At 56.7% G+C, this 15,748-nt stretch carries 16 protein-coding genes and 1 riboswitch; of the genes, 5 read left to right on the forward strand and 11 right to left on the reverse strand.

What is annotated here, in order from left to right:
* Positions 1-259: 259 nt before the first annotated feature.
* Positions 260-1,276: a hypothetical protein gene (locus tag ABJT94_RS13595; protein WP_348476066.1), complete on the reverse strand. Its 1,017-nt coding sequence runs from the start codon at positions 1,274-1,276 to the stop codon at positions 260-262.
* Between the two features lie 182 nt (positions 1,277-1,458).
* On the opposite strand from ABJT94_RS13595, the gene ABJT94_RS13600 reads away from it, so the two are divergent.
* From ABJT94_RS13600 to ABJT94_RS13620, 5 genes are all read left to right on the forward strand, one after another.
* On the forward strand, positions 1,459-3,000 hold the full coding sequence (locus ABJT94_RS13600; RefSeq protein ID WP_348476067.1) for an ATP-binding protein: 1,542 nt from the start codon (positions 1,459-1,461) through the stop codon (positions 2,998-3,000).
* Positions 2,997-3,491: a hypothetical protein gene (locus tag ABJT94_RS13605; RefSeq protein ID WP_348476068.1), complete on the forward strand. Its 495-nt coding sequence runs from the start codon at positions 2,997-2,999 to the stop codon at positions 3,489-3,491. Before ABJT94_RS13600 ends, ABJT94_RS13605 begins: the two co-directional genes overlap by 4 nt.
* Positions 3,478-4,533: a tetratricopeptide repeat protein gene (locus ABJT94_RS13610; protein ID WP_348476069.1), complete on the forward strand. Its 1,056-nt coding sequence runs from the start codon at positions 3,478-3,480 to the stop codon at positions 4,531-4,533. Before ABJT94_RS13605 ends, ABJT94_RS13610 begins: the two co-directional genes overlap by 14 nt.
* Positions 4,534-4,543: 10 nt before the next feature.
* Entirely contained in the window at positions 4,544-5,290 is a 747-nt protein-coding gene (locus tag ABJT94_RS13615) for a response regulator transcription factor (protein WP_348476070.1), read from the forward strand.
* Positions 5,291-5,370: 80 nt separating this feature from the next.
* Complete coding sequence (locus tag ABJT94_RS13620; protein WP_348476071.1) at positions 5,371-6,276, forward strand: acyltransferase; 906 nt, start codon at positions 5,371-5,373, stop codon at positions 6,274-6,276.
* Between the two features lie 8 nt (positions 6,277-6,284).
* Here the strand turns inward: ABJT94_RS13620 and moaE are convergent, their stop codons facing one another.
* The 10 genes from moaE to ung form a co-directional block, all read right to left on the reverse strand.
* The gene (moaE, locus tag ABJT94_RS13625) at positions 6,285-6,752 is read right to left on the reverse strand and encodes a molybdopterin synthase catalytic subunit MoaE (protein WP_348476073.1); all 468 of its coding nucleotides are present in this window, start codon (positions 6,750-6,752) and stop codon (positions 6,285-6,287) included.
* Positions 6,753-6,755: 3 nt separating this feature from the next.
* Entirely contained in the window at positions 6,756-7,010 is a 255-nt protein-coding gene (locus ABJT94_RS13630; protein WP_348476074.1) for a MoaD/ThiS family protein, read from the reverse strand.
* Positions 7,003-7,494 carry a cyclic pyranopterin monophosphate synthase MoaC gene (moaC, locus tag ABJT94_RS13635; RefSeq protein ID WP_348476076.1) on the reverse strand — a complete coding sequence of 164 codons (492 nt, stop codon included), beginning with the start codon at positions 7,492-7,494 and terminating at the stop codon, positions 7,003-7,005. The genes ABJT94_RS13630 and moaC overlap by 8 nt, the downstream gene beginning before the upstream one ends.
* A complete protein-coding gene (gene moaB, locus ABJT94_RS13640; RefSeq protein ID WP_348476159.1) occupies positions 7,491-8,015 on the reverse strand; it encodes a molybdenum cofactor biosynthesis protein B in 525 nt (174 codons plus the stop codon). Before moaB ends, moaC begins: the two co-directional genes overlap by 4 nt.
* Before the next feature lie 4 nt (positions 8,016-8,019).
* A complete protein-coding gene (locus ABJT94_RS13645) occupies positions 8,020-8,616 on the reverse strand; it encodes a molybdenum cofactor guanylyltransferase (RefSeq protein WP_348476077.1) in 597 nt (198 codons plus the stop codon).
* A 15-nt stretch (positions 8,617-8,631) separates the two neighbouring features.
* The gene (gene moaA / locus ABJT94_RS13650; protein ID WP_348476078.1) at positions 8,632-9,600 is read right to left on the reverse strand and encodes a GTP 3',8-cyclase MoaA; all 969 of its coding nucleotides are present in this window, start codon (positions 9,598-9,600) and stop codon (positions 8,632-8,634) included.
* A riboswitch (molybdenum cofactor riboswitch) is annotated at positions 9,589-9,735 on the reverse strand. Its footprint overlaps the gene before it by 12 nt.
* A 104-nt stretch (positions 9,736-9,839) precedes the next feature.
* Positions 9,840-11,378 carry a SpoVR family protein gene (locus tag ABJT94_RS13655; protein ID WP_348476079.1) on the reverse strand — a complete coding sequence of 513 codons (1,539 nt, stop codon included), beginning with the start codon at positions 11,376-11,378 and terminating at the stop codon, positions 9,840-9,842.
* Entirely contained in the window at positions 11,375-12,661 is a 1,287-nt protein-coding gene (locus ABJT94_RS13660; protein WP_348476080.1) for a YeaH/YhbH family protein, read from the reverse strand. Before ABJT94_RS13660 ends, ABJT94_RS13655 begins: the two co-directional genes overlap by 4 nt.
* Before the next feature lie 85 nt (positions 12,662-12,746).
* Complete coding sequence (locus ABJT94_RS13665; protein WP_348476081.1) at positions 12,747-14,669, reverse strand: PrkA family serine protein kinase; 1,923 nt, start codon at positions 14,667-14,669, stop codon at positions 12,747-12,749.
* 342 nt (positions 14,670-15,011) lie between these two features.
* A complete protein-coding gene (ung, locus tag ABJT94_RS13670; protein ID WP_348485185.1) occupies positions 15,012-15,746 on the reverse strand; it encodes a uracil-DNA glycosylase in 735 nt (244 codons plus the stop codon).
* Positions 15,747-15,748 lie beyond the last annotated feature (2 nt).

Below are 15,748 nucleotides of genomic sequence, written 5' to 3' on the forward strand. Positions count from 1 at the left end.
TTGCTACCGGAATGCAGACGTTCCTGCCACCTAACAGGCTGTTGAAATTCGAAGAATTTCAGTCGCCTGCTACCGGAACAAGGACGTTCCGGCAAAATTGATGACTGTAGAATCATTGATTTTGTGAGAGATTCAAAAATCGCAATTTTTGGTTCTCGTGTTTTGAAAAAGGCAGGAAGCCTTTCTCAACAACCTGCTAAAAAAAGCCAGACAATAGTCTGGCCAAGGGTCTTACACGGGTTCGGTTACAAAGACGGGCTCAACTGTTGTCGTCATCGTCCCAGTCATCCCAGTCGTCGTCGCTATCATCGTCGTCATCTTCGTCTGAATCCAGGTCGCCGTCGTCGTCATCGTCTTCACCGTAATCGGCCGATTCCTCGATGTTTTCCTCGATAACTTCATACACCTTTGACGCGTCATTTGAGCTGTCATCATCGTCCAGAAAAATCTCATTGCTTCCCTGCGCGATGCCATCTTCAAAACGAACGCCATCGCTATTGGTGTCATCATCGTCAAACCGGAACCAGCGTGCCATGCGGAACGCGACGATCAAATCCACTGAGCCATCAACGTCAAAGCCCAGACTGGAATCCAGCCCCGACAACTCGAAATCGTCATCATCGTCGTAGGTCAGTTTAAAGTCATACTCATTCACTGCCCCGTTTACTGGCGTATATTGCCCCTCAAGATAGAGGCTGTAATTTGCGCCCAGGTCTTCGAACCGATCCATCAGTGGCTGCCCGTCTGCACCCTTGTCATTACTGCGCAACGGACCGTACTCGATCTCGATGTCGTCGTATCGGCCCCGGGGCAAACTCAGCTCTGGCAAGTTGGGCGTCACCTCATTGGTGAGCAGATTAACCACAAAGGGTCCGACAAATTCGATCTCATCGTCGTCGCTGTCGTCATCGTCATCCTGATCATCGTCGTCGTCATCCTGCTCTAGCTCAATGGAGCGCACAACGATCCAGGCTTTGGTTAGGGTCAGGTCCCCCGCTTTACTGCTGTCCGGGTTGATGACGGGCAATACAACCGGTTCGCCCGCATCCCGCACCGCCAGAGAACGCGCTGTGTTCGCACTGTAGCTGGGTGCCGTGGCTTGAATATCCAAAGTGGCGCGTCCCAAACTGGTATCACCTCCCGGGTTGCAGGCTGCGAGCAAGGTAGTTGTACCGGCAATAACGGCCATCGTCAGCGGACGGGGGCGGTAAGACCGGATACCGCGATGCGTTGGCGTGCTGTGTTGTGTCTGTTTCAAGTGTGATGGTTTAGTCATAGTTATCACCTTCTGCTGTCTGCCACTCACGATCAATGTGATGCCCGATGGGCTGATTTGACTCGCAACCAAGCCTACGCCCCAGCTTTGTATGACATGTTTCAATACTGTACCGGGATTGTTGGCAAGCGTTCTCAGCCGGCGCCCGGACCGTTATAGTGGCGTCTCACTGAGGGCATTTGATGTTTTCGATATTCGCCAGAATTTACAGCACCTGGGTTGGCATCTTACTGATAGCCGGCCTGGCGTTGTTTGTGGCCGTCACACTGGTCAACGATGCCCGCTTCAAACATTTCTCAGACCCTTTGCTGAGTTCTGCCGCCCGGTTTGTGCAACAGGGGTACCAGCGCCAGGATACGGACGAACGCCGCCAGTCCTGGTTGGATCTGGTATCAACGCTGACGGGTACCAACTGGCTTGCAGCTGACAATCAGCTGCAGCAAGCCCAGTACAGTGATGTTGACTGGGGCAGCGAAACGGCCCGCTTCATCCATCCGCTTGATGACCGGCAGGCCGTTAGCGTCACCATCAGTGACTGGGAGCACCTGGCCACCGGTCTCGGCCTCCTAGTGACCAACGAGCTGTCGCTGGTCCCTGCTGCGCAACGGGAACAACGCCTGGCCGAGTTGAATGCCGATATGGGTATCGGCATTCAGCGCCTGGGCTGGCGCAATGAAGGCCTGGGGTTCGTGCTGGAACGCGATCTGGACAACGGACAGGTAGTGGTCGACCGGAATAACACCCTGAAACAGTTTTTTGTCTATGTACCGGCCGGTTCCGAGCAAGCGCTCAGGTTGGGGCCATTTCAGGAGTTTGTCTGGCTAACGCCCGATATGACGCTGATCTTGCTGATGGGTTTTCTAAGCATTACGGCTCTCGCGCTCTGGCGAGTGCTGAGGCCACTGCAATATCGTCTGACTCGCATGAACCAGGCCATCGACACCATCGCCGAAACGGGGACGTCGCCCGACCTGCCGGAAAAACAGAACGACGCACTGACCGAGATGTGGCGTCACATTCAGTCGATGGCTGATCGTCTGATTCAGCTAGCCGAACAAAGCCAGCAGCTGAACCAGGCGGTCTCCCACGATCTGAAAACGCCACTGGCCAGAATGCAGTTTGCGCTGGCGATGCTCGACCCGGACGCCCCTCTGACGGCGCAACTGCAAGCCGACGTCCGCGAATTGAATCAACTGATTGATGAATTGTTGCTGTACCATCAACTGAGCCAGCAAAAACCAGCCGGCGGTAGCGATGCAGACGCGGCCTATTGTTTTGTCAGCGATGAACTGAGCGACCTGGTTGATCGCATGCAACCGGGCAGTGGCACTCTTGAACGGGTACTCGACCCCATCAATCGCGGCAGTATCGCTGCCCACCACTGGCGTCGTCTGTGCCGTAACCTGATCAGTAACGCCCTTCAGTACGGTCAGGGACAGACGCGTGTCACGCTGAGCGCCCAGCCGCCACTGCTGGTGCTCACCGTTGAAGACAACGGCCCGGGGTTCCGGGGCATGAGCCTCGATGACGCCATTCAACCCTTCGTGCGTGGCGACAAGGCGCGCAATCTGAGCCATAACGGCCATGGCATGGGGCTCACCCTGGTCGCCACCCTGGTGCGTCATTACCAGGGTGAATTGACGCTCGGGCGCAGCGAGTTGGGGGGTGCCTCGGTAACGGTGTCACTCCCTGCTCTGACGCATCAGGCTGAGGTGGCATCATGATGGGCTGTAACGTGTGCACCCGTCTGCTTGAGGCCCTGGTGTTCATGCTCCTGCTGAACCTCGGCCCGGTTTTGGCCGAAGACGACTGGGGAGAATGGGACGACCTGCCCGACAACCTGCTTGAATCGCAAAACGATGTTCGTTCACTGGAAGATCTGTCGCAGCAACTGGACCAGTTGATTGCCGACCGGGCCGGCGCTTCAGGGTCCACTCAGGAGCGTCTGCTGGAGCGTTGGCTAAGCCAGCTTGCCCCCGGTGAACGTGAATCGCTGTCGCTCGATACGCTGCTGTCGCTGCCGGAAGACTGGACCGATGATCAGTTTGAAACCTGGTATGAATCACTGGGTGAAGACCCCGGGGTCAATAGCATCGACGACGATCTTGATGACGATGATGACGACGACGATCTGGACGATGATACCGAGATGGAAGAAAGCGAAATAGACGATGACAGGGATGAAGAGGACGAAGATGACAATGACACTGTTTAAGCATCTGCGACCTGCACTGTGGCTGCTGTTATCGCTGCCAGCCATTGCTATCGCTGAAACCGACTGGTCGGAGGAACTGACCGCCATTCAACAACTGCAGGCCGACGGCAACGTCGTGCAAGCCGTCATCGACCTGGAAGCCCTGCACAGCCAGAACCCGACCGCTGCCCGCCTGAAGCTGGAACTGGCGGTGCTATACTTGCAACTGAACCAGCCAGACACCGCCGAACGCTATCTGGCTGACGTTCTGGCCGACCCCGACTTACCGGTGCGGGTGCGCATCAACACCCAGGTGCTGCTGATACAGGCACAGGAGGCCCAGACAGTAAGCGACTATCAGTTCAGCAGTTATCTGGAACTCAGTGCCGGGCAGACTGAGCAGACGAACAGTGGCTATGCTCAGGTCGGCGGCCAGGGCCAGCTACTGCTGCCTAAAACCGTGTTCTATTCCACCCGGCAATCCTACACCGTGCGACCGCTGATTCAGGTGACGGCCTTGTCCCGCTATTACCCGGACAGAACCGATTCGCCCTGGCTTGGGCGACTGGAAGGCGGGTTTTCGGTGCGCAACCCCAGCGCCATAGTACAACTGACCCTGGGTTTGCAACACGACGACACCCTGGACGGCTGGCTCGGCCGGGCCGCCTTTGCACAAAGCATGGGGGCGTTTCGGGTACGCCTCGCTCACGATCAGTTCTGGCACGATCAGGGCCTCGAAAGCGACAGTCGCGCGGCACTATCGGCGGCGTTGGGTACGCGCAGCCGGGCGAGCCTGTTCTGGGAAGGCGAGCATCGCCGACTGGACGCAAACACCACAACAGACCATGATCTTGGGGTCGGCGTCAGTAGCGACTTTGCCACCTGGGAGACGGAATTCAACCTGGTGCAATCGCTGACCCGCGACCAGCTTGGTCTGGAGAACCGCATCATCTGGCGAGTTGCACCCGACTGGCGCCTGCGACTGCGAGTTGATCTTACCGACCTGACTGAGACCGATCCACTGAGCTATGCTGCATCGATCAGCCTGCGATGGACTCCATAGGAACCCGACCATGACGTTCTCCCACTCCAGTGACAAAACAACGACCAGCGAACCCGAGGCGAATCAGGCCAGCTATGGCCGACTGGTTCTGGTCGAAGACGATGTTGCCCTGAGCGATTTGACCCGACAATACCTCACCCGAGAAGGGTTCGAGGTGCAGACCGTCGCCGACGGCCTTCAGGCACCAGACCGTATTCAGGCCTGGGCACCGGACCTGGTGATTCTGGACATCATGTTACCGGGACAGGATGGCCTGGAAGTCTGCCGCCAGATCCAGCGTTTTTATCAGGGGCCAATACTGTTTCTGACCGCTCGTGGCGAATCTCTGGACGAAATTCTCGGGCTTGAACTGGGGGCCGACGATTACCTGACCAAACCTGTCGAACCCCGGGTTCTACTGGCGCGAATTAAGGCACATCTGCGTCGCAGCCGCCGTATCAAGGCGCCATCGGGCATCAGCGACGGTACCGTGCTCGACTGGCTCAACGTCGATAAACGCAATCTCAAAGTCACCTGCCAGGGCCGGGATGTTGAACTGACCCAACCCGAGTTCAACCTGCTGTGCCTGCTATACGATCAGCCTGGCGTGATTCACAGCCGTGATGACATCATGAAAGCACTGCGCGGCATTGAGTACGATGGGGTATCACGCACAGTAGACATTCTGGTATCCGGCATTCGTCAGAAGCTCGGGCTGGAGAACGCAATACGAACCGTGCGGGGCAAGGGTTACCTGCTGGTGGAATCCCCTTTCTGACCGGGCTACCGTGATGCTGATTTGTCAGCGCCGTGGCATTTTCATAAACTGAGCGGCCATCCGATCAACCGAGTCGCTCCATGGTTCACGCCATTGCATCACACCTGATGGGCGCTGTTGCTGCCCTGGCCCTGCTGGGCCATACCCTGTTTCTCGGGGTCTTTCTTTATATCTTTATCCTGCTGCGTTTGTTACTTCAGTTTCCGGCCGGGCAACGCTGGGTAAACCCTTGCATCACTGAAATCGCCGCTCTGTGGATGGGCGGTATTTTATGGTGGATGCGGCGAATGCAGAAAACCCGTTGGGACATTCAGGGATTAGGCCAGCTCAACCCCAGAGGCTGGTATCTGCTCACCGTCAATCACCAGTCCTGGGCCGACATTTTTGTGTTATTCCAGGCCTATCACCGCAAGATTCCGCTGCTGAAGTTTTTCATCAAGAAACAAATGGCCCGAATTCCTGTGGTCGGACAGGCCTGGTGGGCCCTCGACTTCCCTTTCATGGAGCGTCACTCCAAAGCCTACCTGAAGAAACACCCGGAGAAAGTCGGGCAGGATTTGCTGGCCACCCAACGTGCCTGCGAGAAGTTTTCCCAAATGCCGACCAGCGTGGTGAATTTTCTGGAGGGTACCCGCTTTTCACCGCTAAAACACGAGCAGCAGGCGTCCCCTTTCCAGCATTTGCTCAGGCCCAAGGCCGGCGGCATCGCCTTTACTATCAGGGCGTTGGGCAGCAAATTCAGCGCCCTGACCAACGTCACCATCGTCTACCCCCAGGGCGTCCCATCGTTTTGGGATCTACTGTGCGGGCGCATGAAGCATGTGATTATGAGAGTTGAAGAAATCGCCATTCCCGATCACTTCAGCCGGGGCGATTACCAGAATGACGATGCCCTTCGCCAGGAGGTGCAGGAGTGGGTACAGACCATCTGGGTTAGAAAAGACCGGCTCATGGACGCCTGCCTGAGCGATCAACGGCCAAACTAACAGGTGGGTTAACGCCAGCGTTCGGCCAGGGTGGTGTCACTCTGTCGCGCATCGAGCCAGCGCGAGGTACCGTCTGGTCCGGTTTCCTTTTTCCAGAACGGCGCCTCGGTTTTCAGAACGTCCATCACAAAGGCCGCACCGTCAAATGCTGCCTGCCGGTGGGGGCTGCTGACACCGACAAAGACTATCTGGTCGGCCGGGTGCAAATCGCCCACCCGATGCACGATACGAACCCGGTTCAGCGGCCAGCGCCCGGCCGCCTGCTCTGCCAGCTGCTGCAGTACCGATTCGGTCATGCCCGGGTAGTGTTCCAGATGGAGGCTGTGAACCGCTTCCCCCTCATTGAGGTCTCGCACCCGGCCAACAAAGAACACCACGGCGCCGTCATCGGTATTGTGAGAACAGAGGGCATCGTATTCCACCTGAACGTTAAAATCGTCCGAGCCAACGCGTACGTCTATGGCCGTTGTTCGCATGACTCAGCCTCCGGTTACGGGTGGAAACAGAGCGACTTCGTCGCCGGGTTGAAGCGCTACATTGGACGAGGTCATGCTCTGGTTCACTGCCGTCATCAGCTTACCCTGCAGTGCCGGTTGCCACTGAGGATGCGCCTTGACCAACCAGTCAAGCAGTGCATCGAGGTCGGGCACTACCTCAGCCGGAATGTTGAGACTGGAGACCCCCAGCTCTTCTCGCAAACGGGCAAAAAACTTTACCTGAACCGGTTCAGACATCAGCAACCTCGTCCGCTGTCCAGTAACCTGTTTTGCCGCCCTGTTTCTCCAGCACCCGAACGCCTTCAATGCACATGCCCGGGTCGACCGCCTTGACCATGTCAAACAGCGTGAGGGCGGTGACCGACGCGGCGGTCAGTGCTTCCATCTCGACCCCGGTCTTGCCATCGAGCTTGCACCGGGTTTCGATGCGCACGCGCCCTTGCGCACGCTGCAGTTCAAGCTCGACGCCGATCTTGCTGAGCATCAGCGGGTGACACAGAGGAATCAGTTGCGACGTCAGTTTGGCGCCCTGAATACCGGCCACCCGGGCCACTCCGAAGATGTCGCCCTTGTGGTGACCGCCCTGTTCGATCAGCGTCAGCGCGGCCTCGTTCATGGTCACAAAGGCTTCAGCTCTGGCTTCACGCTGCGACACCGCCTTGCCGGAGACATCGACCATGTTGGCCTCACCCCGGTCGTTCAGGTGACTGAATTCGCTCATGAGACCACCGCCTTCAACTGCCCGACGAAATTACAGGGCTTGTGCGTAGAGTCGAGTTGTTCGCGAATGATGCCTTCCCAGCCGGTTCGGCAGGCGCCAGTTGAACCTGGCAAACAGAACACCAGCGTACCGTTGGCAAGCCCGGCCAGAGCCCGGCTCTGTACCGTCGAGGTGCCAATTTCCTGATAGGAAAGCTGCCTGAACAGCTCGCCAAAGCCTTCTATGTGCTTATCGAACAGGGGTGCCACGGCTTCCGGCGTCGAATCACGACCGGTAAAGCCGGTGCCTCCGGTCATCAGTACCACCTGGGCATCGACCGAGGCGATCCAGCGGGACAGGTGGGCCCGCAGTTGGTATACCTCGTCTTTTTCGATCATCGTTTCAATGACCCGGTGCCCAGCCGCTTCAACGGCGTCTGCCAAGTACTGACCGGAAGTGTCATTGTGCGGGCCGCGCGTATCAGACACCGTTAGCACCACCACGTTCAGGGCTTGCGACGATGGGTTTGTCTCCGGGTTTATCGGCTTAGTCACCGGTCTCTCCTCTGGGCATGCCTGGCTGTTTGCGCTTCATATCAGGCAGTGCCTGAAACGCAGCCCAGTCTTCAGGCGTATTTAGGTTGAGGCGGTCGCGTTCATCCAAAGGCTCAGTGAGCCACCGCCCATTAAAATGTGACATCAGTGCACGCAGGGACCTGGGACCATCTGGCTGATTCAGCCAGGTGGCCAGTGTTTCCCGGAGTGCTTCTGTGGCTGGCACAGCCAGCGGTAGCGGTGCATTGCTGTAAGCCACGGGGAGTGACCCGGCCTTCATGCATTGCGCCAGCCGGCGCAAGCGGTCCAGCGGTAGCGCGGGCATATCCACCGGTATGACTAGCCAGAATGAGGCTTCAGGGTGGTGCCTCAGTGCGCTGTACAGTCCGGCCAGGGGGCCCCGAAAATCGGGCCAGGCATCGGCGATGCCGTCTGGCCCGCTGTGCCAGACCGGCAAGTCGAGTGCGGCCAGACGCTGTTGCTGCCAGTTCAGCAGCGTGGTATCCGCCATCGGCAGCTGCGCCTTGTCGGTACCCATGCGTCGGCTGCGGCCGCCGGCCAGAATCAGCACGGCCCCCTGTTCAGTCATGACTGTCCACCGCCGTCAGCCCCCGATGATGCTCAAATTCTGGGTGCCACCGGTTTGGCCCTCGTGCAGCAAATGACTCGGCGCCTTGTGCCTGAGCAACGCTGTCAGCTTGTCTTGCAGTTCCGTCGTGGCCACATGGGGTTGCATCCAGGGGCGAACGTCCAGCCCACCGTCTGAAAACAGACAGAGATGCAGCTTTCCCGTTGAAGAAATGCGCAGCCGGTTGCAACTGGAGCAGAAATCCTGACTGTAAGGCATGATCAGGCCAATACGACCCTGATAGTCCGGGTGCCAGAATTCCTCGGCAGGCCCGGCATCCCGGCGCCGCTGCACGGCTTGCCAGCCTGCGGCGAGCAACTGCTGTTTCACGGTCTGGCCGCTGATGTGATGCTCGCGAAAGAAAGCCGGGTGGTCGCCAGTCTCCATGACCTCGATAAACCGCAAGGTGACCGGAGTGGTCTTCAGCCAATCCAGAAAGGAAGCCAGTTGATCGGGCAAGCCACGCATCAGCACAGCATTGACCTTGACCGACACGCCCTCTGCCAGCGCTGCTTCCAGCCCACGCAGAATTTCCGGCAGGCGGTTATGTCCGGTTATGGAATGAAATTCGGCTGGGTTCAGGCTATCGATGGAGACATTCAACTGGTTTAACCCGGCCTGGCGCCAGCGGGCAATACGTTCCGCCAACCGGTAGCCGTTGGTCGTGAGCGCCACGGTCCGGATACCCGGCGTTTGGGCAGCTGCGCTGATGATCTCCGGCAGATCACGGCGCAGGCCCGGCTCGCCGCCCGTAATACGGACCTTTTCAGTGCCAAGGGCCGCAAAGGCCGTCAGCGTCTGGCGGATTTCGGGCAACGTCAGGAAAGACTGATCAGGTTTGCCCTGATAGCCATCCGGCAGGCAGTAGGTGCAACGAAAGTTGCACACATCGGTTACCGAAAGCCGCAGGTAATAGAACCGGCGGCCCATCGCGTCTTCTAACATGCATCACCTTTCCAAGTCGGGAGGCTGACGCGTTTCCGCGGCAACCCTGTTGTTCTTCACAGTAGGTGTCGAACAAGGCCCTGGCGTCATATCACACTTGACGTAGACCACCAGGGCTCGGTGGTTTGATTTTCAGAGTATTACGCTGCTTGTTTGTCGCCTCCACTCACTGGGTGAGCGTGTTAATCAGGTTGCTGGAATCATACTCAGGCCACTGCCGGTGCACAATGGCCTTAGTGCTACACATACTTCAGGCCTTCCTCCAGAGCCTGCTCTGGCGTCATCTCCCTGGGTGGCATGTGCAACCGCTGGCGTACGTCATCGCCCTGGCACGATTCCAGGTGTACGTCGAAGCCCCACAGCCGGTGTACGTGCTTGAGCACCTTATCGGCGTCTTTGTCGAGCGGTACGTTATTGTGCCGGGTGTGGCGCAGTGTCAGCGAACGGTCACCGCGCAAATTAACATCCACGACCTGGATGTTGGGCTCGCGCATGCTCAGGTTGTACTGTTCTGCCAGCATCGCCCGCAGTTTGCGATACCCTTGCTCGTCGTGGATCGCGCTGATCTCGTACTCGCTCTCGTCTTCATCGTCGTAGACCGCAAACAGATGCATATCGCGCATGACCTTGGGTGACAGGAACTGCTGAATGAAGCTCTCGTCCTTGAAGTTCTCCATGGCAAAGTGCAACGTATCGAGCCAGTCCTTCCCCGCCAGATCCGGAAACCACTCGCGGTCTTCATCGGTCGGGTGTTCACAAATGCGTTTGAGATCCCGGTAGATGTTAAAGCCCAGGGTGTAAGGGTTCAGCCCGGAATAGTATTTTGAATCATAGGGCGGCTGGTACACCACGGCGGAATGACTGGCCAGAAACTCCATCATGAAACCTTCGGTGATGTACCCCCGATTGTACATCTCGTTCATCAGGGTGTAGTGCCAAAAGCTGGCCCAGCCCTCGTTCATCACCTGTGTCTGGCGCTGGGGGTAAAAATACTGGGCCAGTTTGCGCACAATGCGCACCAGCTCACGTTGCCAGGGTTCCAGCAAGGGGGCATTCTTTTCAATGAAGTACAGGATATTTTCCTGAGGCTCCGACGGGAAGGTGCGACGCTCCTGCTGGGTTTCCTTGCCCTCCGGTACCGGTATGGTGCGCCACAGCAGGTTCACTTGCTGTTGCTGATAGGCCTCGCGCTCTTCCTGGCGGGAGAGCTCTTCGGCTGCTGAAATCGGGGATGGCCGCTTGTAGCGGTCAACGCCATAGTTCTGCAGTGCATGGCAGGAATCCAGTATCCGCTCGACCTCACGCACGCCGTAGCGTTCTTCGCACTGGGTCACGTACTGTTTGGCGAAGACCAGGTAATCGATGATGGCGGTCGCATCTGTCCAGGTTTTGAACAGGTAGTTATTTTTGAAAAACGAATTGTGGCCATAGCAGGCATGGGCAATCACCAGTGCCTGCATGGGCATGGTGTTCTCTTCCATTAGATAGGCGATGCACGGGCTGGAATTGATCACGATCTCATAGGCCAGGCCCATAAAGCCACGCTGATAATTCTGCTGGGTCTGCAGGAACTGCTTGCCATAAGACCAGTGGTGATAGCCCAGTGGCATACCAATGGATGAATAGGCATCCATCATCTGTTCCGAGCTGATGATCTCGATCTGGTTGGGGTAGGTATCGAGCCGGTATTCCTGGGCGATCTGGCTGATCACCTGATCGTATTCCTGTATCAGCGGGAAAGTCCATTCACTGCCGGTCGATATAGGCTTCTGTGTCATGTGGTTTTCCTCTGAAACAACTGGCGGAAGACCGGATAGATATCGGACGGATCAATAATCTGCTCCATCGCAAATTGTTCCGGAAACGCGGCCTGAACATCTTCATAGGCATGCCAGAGCGCCTGGTGGTCTCGCGGTGTGATTTCGATATAGGAGTAGTATTGCACCAGCGGCATGATCGCCTTGGCCAACAGCTCACGGCACTGGGGCGAATCGTCATTCCAGTTGTCGCCATCGGATGCCTGGGCCGCGTAGATGTTCCAGGCATTGGACGGGTAGCGGTCGTTTATCACCTCGCCCATCATTTTCAACGCACTGGAGACAATGGTACCGCCGGTTTCACGGGAGTAGAAAAACTCCTCCTCGTCCACTTCCTTGGCACTGGTGTGATGCCGGATAAAGACGACTTCAATTTTCTCGTAATTGCGCCGCAGAAACAGGTAAAGCAGCAAAAAGAAGCGCTTGGCCATGTCTTTGGTGTTCTGAGTCATGGAGCCGGAGACGTCCATCAGGCAGAACATGACGGCGGCATTACTGGGCACCGGCACCCGTTCGTTGCGGTTAAAGCGCAGGTCAAAATCATCGATAAAGGGCATTCGGCGGATCTTTTGATCCAGTCGTTCAATTTCCTCCTGCCAGGCCAGCAAAGAGTGGCCATCGCGCAAAACTTCCTCTTTCTCCATCTCTTGCTCAACCAGTGCTTTGAGCGCTTTCAGCCGACGCCGGGATTTACCGCTGAGGGCAATACGCCGGGCATGGGCGTTGCGTAATGAGCGGACAATATTTATGCGGTTGGGCACACCCTGGCTGGTAAAACCGGCATGGCGATAGACATGATCGCTCATTTCCTTGAGTTCTTTGCGCACCAGATTGGGCAATTCCAGATCTTCAAACAGGAACTCGAGAAATTCATCCTGGGTGATGTTGAAGGTGAAGTCATCCAGCCCTTCCCCGCTGTTGCCAGCCTCTCCACTACCCTGCCCCTGGCCACCGCCGCCGCCCTGTGGCTTGCGAATACGGTCACCGGAACGGAATTCCTTGTTACCCGGGTTGATGATGTTGCGCTTGCCGCCCCGGCCATGGCCGAAGACCGGCTCGGAAATGTCTTCCGAGGGAATGGAAATGGATTCGCCGTGTTCCATGTCGGTGATTGAGCGCTTGTTCACCGCTTCGTTCACCGCCTTTTTGATGTGCTTGCGATACCGTTCCAGGAACCGCCGACGATTAACCGCACTCTTGTTCTTTCCATTTAACCGACGGTCAATCACGTAGGAATTCATCATACTGTGACCTCTGTGTGTCGGGCTGACCGGGTTGGCCGGCTGGCGGGCAAGGGTGTTGTCTGCTGGCCAGCCGGTTCGATAACGATCAGGACGACTTGCGCACTCTCAAATACCATTCGCTCAGCAGACGTACCTGCTTCTCGGTGTAGCCACGGTTGACCATGCGCCGCACAAAATCCTGATGTTTCTTCTCGTCATCGGTCGATGACTTGGCCGAATAGGAAATCACCGGCAGCAGATCTTCGGTGTTCGAGAACATCTTCTTCTCGATGACTGCACGCAGCTTCTCATAGCTCTGCCAGCTCGGATTGCGACCCTCGTTGTTGGCACGGGCGCGCAACACAAAATTGACGATCTCGTTGCGGAAGTCTTTGGGGTTGGAGATGCCTGCAGGTTTCTCGATCTTTTCCAGTTCTTCGTTCAGCGCCGCCCGGTCCAGAATCTCACCGGTTTCCGGGTCGCGGAACTCCTGATCCTGTATCCAGAAATCAGCATAGGTGACGTAACGGTCAAATATATTCTGGCCGTATTCGGAATAGCTTTCGAGGTAGGCAGTCTGAATTTCCTTGCCGATAAAATCCACATAGCGTGGCGCCAGGTATTCTTTCAGGTGCGCCAGATAGCGATCATGCACTTCCTGAGGGAACTGCTGCTGCTCAATCTGATCTTCCAGCACGTAGAGCAGATGCACCGGGTTGGCAGCCACCTCGGTGGCGTCGAAGTTGAACACCTTCGACAATATCTTGAACGCGAACCGGGTCGAGAGACCGTCCATGCCTTCGTCGACACCGGCGGAATCTTTGTACTCCTGAATGGTTTTGGCCTTGGGGTCTGTGTCTTTCAGGTTTTCGCCGTCGTAGACGCGCATTTTCGAATAGACGTTGGAGTTCTCGGGTTCCTTGAGTCGTGACAGCACCGAAAATTGGGCCAGCATTTTCAGGGTGTCCGGTGCACAGGGTGATTCCGCCAGTGAACTGTTTTCGATCAGCTTGCGATAGATATTGATTTCTTCGGTGACCCGGGTGCAATACGGCACCTTAACGATGAACACCCGGTCCAGAAAGGCTTCGTTGTTCTTGTTGTTACGAAACGCTTTCCACTCCGATTCGTTACTGTGCGCCAGCACCGTACCCGAGAAGGGAATGGCACTCATGCCTTCAGTGGCGTTGTAGTTACCTTCCTGGGTGGCGGTGAGCAGCGGGTGCAGCACCTTAATCGGCGCCTTGAACATCTCGACAAATTCCATCAGGCCCTGGTTTGCTTTACACAGGGCGCCAGAGAAGCTGTAGGCGTCCGGGTCGTTCTGGGGGAAATCCTCAAGCATGCGGATATCGACTTTACCGACCAGTGCTGAAATGTCCTGGTTGTTCTCATCACCCGGTTCAGTCTTCGCAACCGCCACCTGATCGGTTATGGATGGAAACAATTTCACCACCCGGAACTGACTGATGTCGCCCCCATACTCATGAAGGCGCTTAACCGCCCAGGGCGACATGATAGACCGCAGATACCGGTTGGGGATGCCGTACCGCTCTTCGAGAATAGCGCCATCTTCATCCGGGTCGAACAGACTGAGCGGGCTCTCGTACACCGGAGAGCCTTTGATAGCATAGAACGGGACTGTCTCAATCAATTGCTTCAAGCGCTCAGCCAGCGACGATTTGCCCCCGCCCACCGGGCCCAGCAAATAAAGAATCTGTTTCTTCTCTTCCAGCCCCTGAGCAGCGTGACGGAAATAGGAAACGATCTGTTCGATCGGCTCTTCCATGCCATAGAATTCTTCAAAGGCCGGGTACCGCCGGATGATTTTATTGGAGAAAATGCGGCTCAGCCTCGAGTCTTTGGCGGTATCGATGACCTGAGGCTCGCCAATGGCGGCGAGCATGCGCTCGGGTGCCGATGAGTACGCCATCGGGTCCTCTTTGCATAGACTGAGGTACTCTTCGAGGGAATACTCCTCCAGCAACCTGGCTTCGTAACGTGACTGAAAGTGCTTGAAAATATCCATGAACGACCCCCTAAAACGCTATCAATTAGGCTCTTTCCATGAGCGATGTCTATCATGCTTCAGTGTTTATCAATCCACCGGTTTCCTAGCTGCAAAGTACGCGCCAGTGTATGAAACCAGACAGGTTAAGATGAGGTACCGGCCACCCGGCGTACTCCGTTTTTTGCAATGAACAGGCGAAGAAAGATGAACCCGGGCTGAATGCATTTCGAGCCGGAGGTTTCTGTCTTCTTACCTTCTTAAGGTTAGTCCAGACGCCGTGCAATGGCAGGCAAATAGCGGATTTTTTTGAGAATTTACAGTTGGATAGCAAAGCTGCAGGTGGGCTTTTACCCGTGCAAGTCAGACGTAAACCGTCGTCTGAAGCTGCCAGTCGACGGGTGTTTGACGGGTGCCACGTAAATAGGCATTTGCCTTCGAAAAGTGCCCGGATCCAAACCAGCCCCGATGTGCTGACAAAGGCGATGGATGTGGAGCCGTCAGAACACAGTGACGCTGACGGTCAATCATTTGACCTTTCTTCTGGGCGTAGCTGCCCCACAACATAAACACCACGTCGTTCCGATTCCGGTTAATGTGATCAATCACCGCATCGGTAACGGCTTCCCAGCCTTTTCCCTTGTGAGCATTGGCCTGGCCCTGCTCAACCGTCAGTACCGCATTCAGCAGCAATACGCCCTGTTGCGTCCAGGGCGTCAGATCGCCGATGTCAGGCGGACTGAACGGTACATCACTGCCCAGCTCCTTGAAGATATTGCGCAAGCTGGGTGGAAACCGAACCCCGGTAGGGACTGAAAAGCTCAGCCCTTGTGCCTGGCCTGGGCCGTGGTATGGGTCTTGCCCCAGAATGACGACCTTGACCTGCTCGACCGGGGTGGCATTGAGCGCTCTGAACACAGACTCGGCGGGGGGATACAGCTGTGCACCCTGTGCCGCACGCCGGTTAAGCCATTGAACCAGAGTGCGCTGTTGCGGCTCGGCGAGAATGGGGGCAAGCGCTGCCCGCCAGCCCGGGTCAGTCAGGGCGACGTCGGGGTCCAGGGTCCAGCCCGATGCTGTTGAATCCGTTTGCACCACCG

Source organism: Saccharospirillum sp. (assembly GCF_039982735.1).
GTDB lineage: Bacteria > Pseudomonadota > Gammaproteobacteria > Pseudomonadales > Natronospirillaceae > Saccharospirillum.

Excerpts from the sequence above, each read along its gene's own strand:
- ABJT94_RS13595 (WP_348476066.1), bottom strand. The coding sequence starts at position 1,276 with ATGACTAAACCATCACACTTGAAACAGACACAACACAGCACGCCAACG.
- ABJT94_RS13600 (WP_348476067.1), top strand. The coding sequence starts at position 1,459 with ATGTTTTCGATATTCGCCAGAATTTACAGCACCTGGGTTGGCATCTTA.
- ABJT94_RS13605 (WP_348476068.1), top strand. The coding sequence starts at position 2,997 with ATGATGGGCTGTAACGTGTGCACCCGTCTGCTTGAGGCCCTGGTGTTC.
- ABJT94_RS13610 (WP_348476069.1), top strand. The coding sequence starts at position 3,478 with ATGACACTGTTTAAGCATCTGCGACCTGCACTGTGGCTGCTGTTATCG.
- ABJT94_RS13615 (WP_348476070.1), top strand. The coding sequence starts at position 4,544 with ATGACGTTCTCCCACTCCAGTGACAAAACAACGACCAGCGAACCCGAG.
- ABJT94_RS13620 (WP_348476071.1), top strand. The coding sequence starts at position 5,371 with ATGGTTCACGCCATTGCATCACACCTGATGGGCGCTGTTGCTGCCCTG.
- moaE (WP_348476073.1), bottom strand. The coding sequence starts at position 6,752 with ATGCGAACAACGGCCATAGACGTACGCGTTGGCTCGGACGATTTTAAC.
- ABJT94_RS13630 (WP_348476074.1), bottom strand. The coding sequence starts at position 7,010 with ATGTCTGAACCGGTTCAGGTAAAGTTTTTTGCCCGTTTGCGAGAAGAG.
- moaC (WP_348476076.1), bottom strand. The coding sequence starts at position 7,494 with ATGAGCGAATTCAGTCACCTGAACGACCGGGGTGAGGCCAACATGGTC.
- ABJT94_RS13645 (WP_348476077.1), bottom strand. The coding sequence starts at position 8,616 with ATGACTGAACAGGGGGCCGTGCTGATTCTGGCCGGCGGCCGCAGCCGA.
- moaA (WP_348476078.1), bottom strand. The coding sequence starts at position 9,600 with ATGTTAGAAGACGCGATGGGCCGCCGGTTCTATTACCTGCGGCTTTCG.
- ABJT94_RS13655 (WP_348476079.1), bottom strand. The coding sequence starts at position 11,378 with ATGACACAGAAGCCTATATCGACCGGCAGTGAATGGACTTTCCCGCTG.
- ABJT94_RS13660 (WP_348476080.1), bottom strand. The coding sequence starts at position 12,661 with ATGATGAATTCCTACGTGATTGACCGTCGGTTAAATGGAAAGAACAAG.
- ABJT94_RS13665 (WP_348476081.1), bottom strand. The coding sequence starts at position 14,669 with ATGGATATTTTCAAGCACTTTCAGTCACGTTACGAAGCCAGGTTGCTG.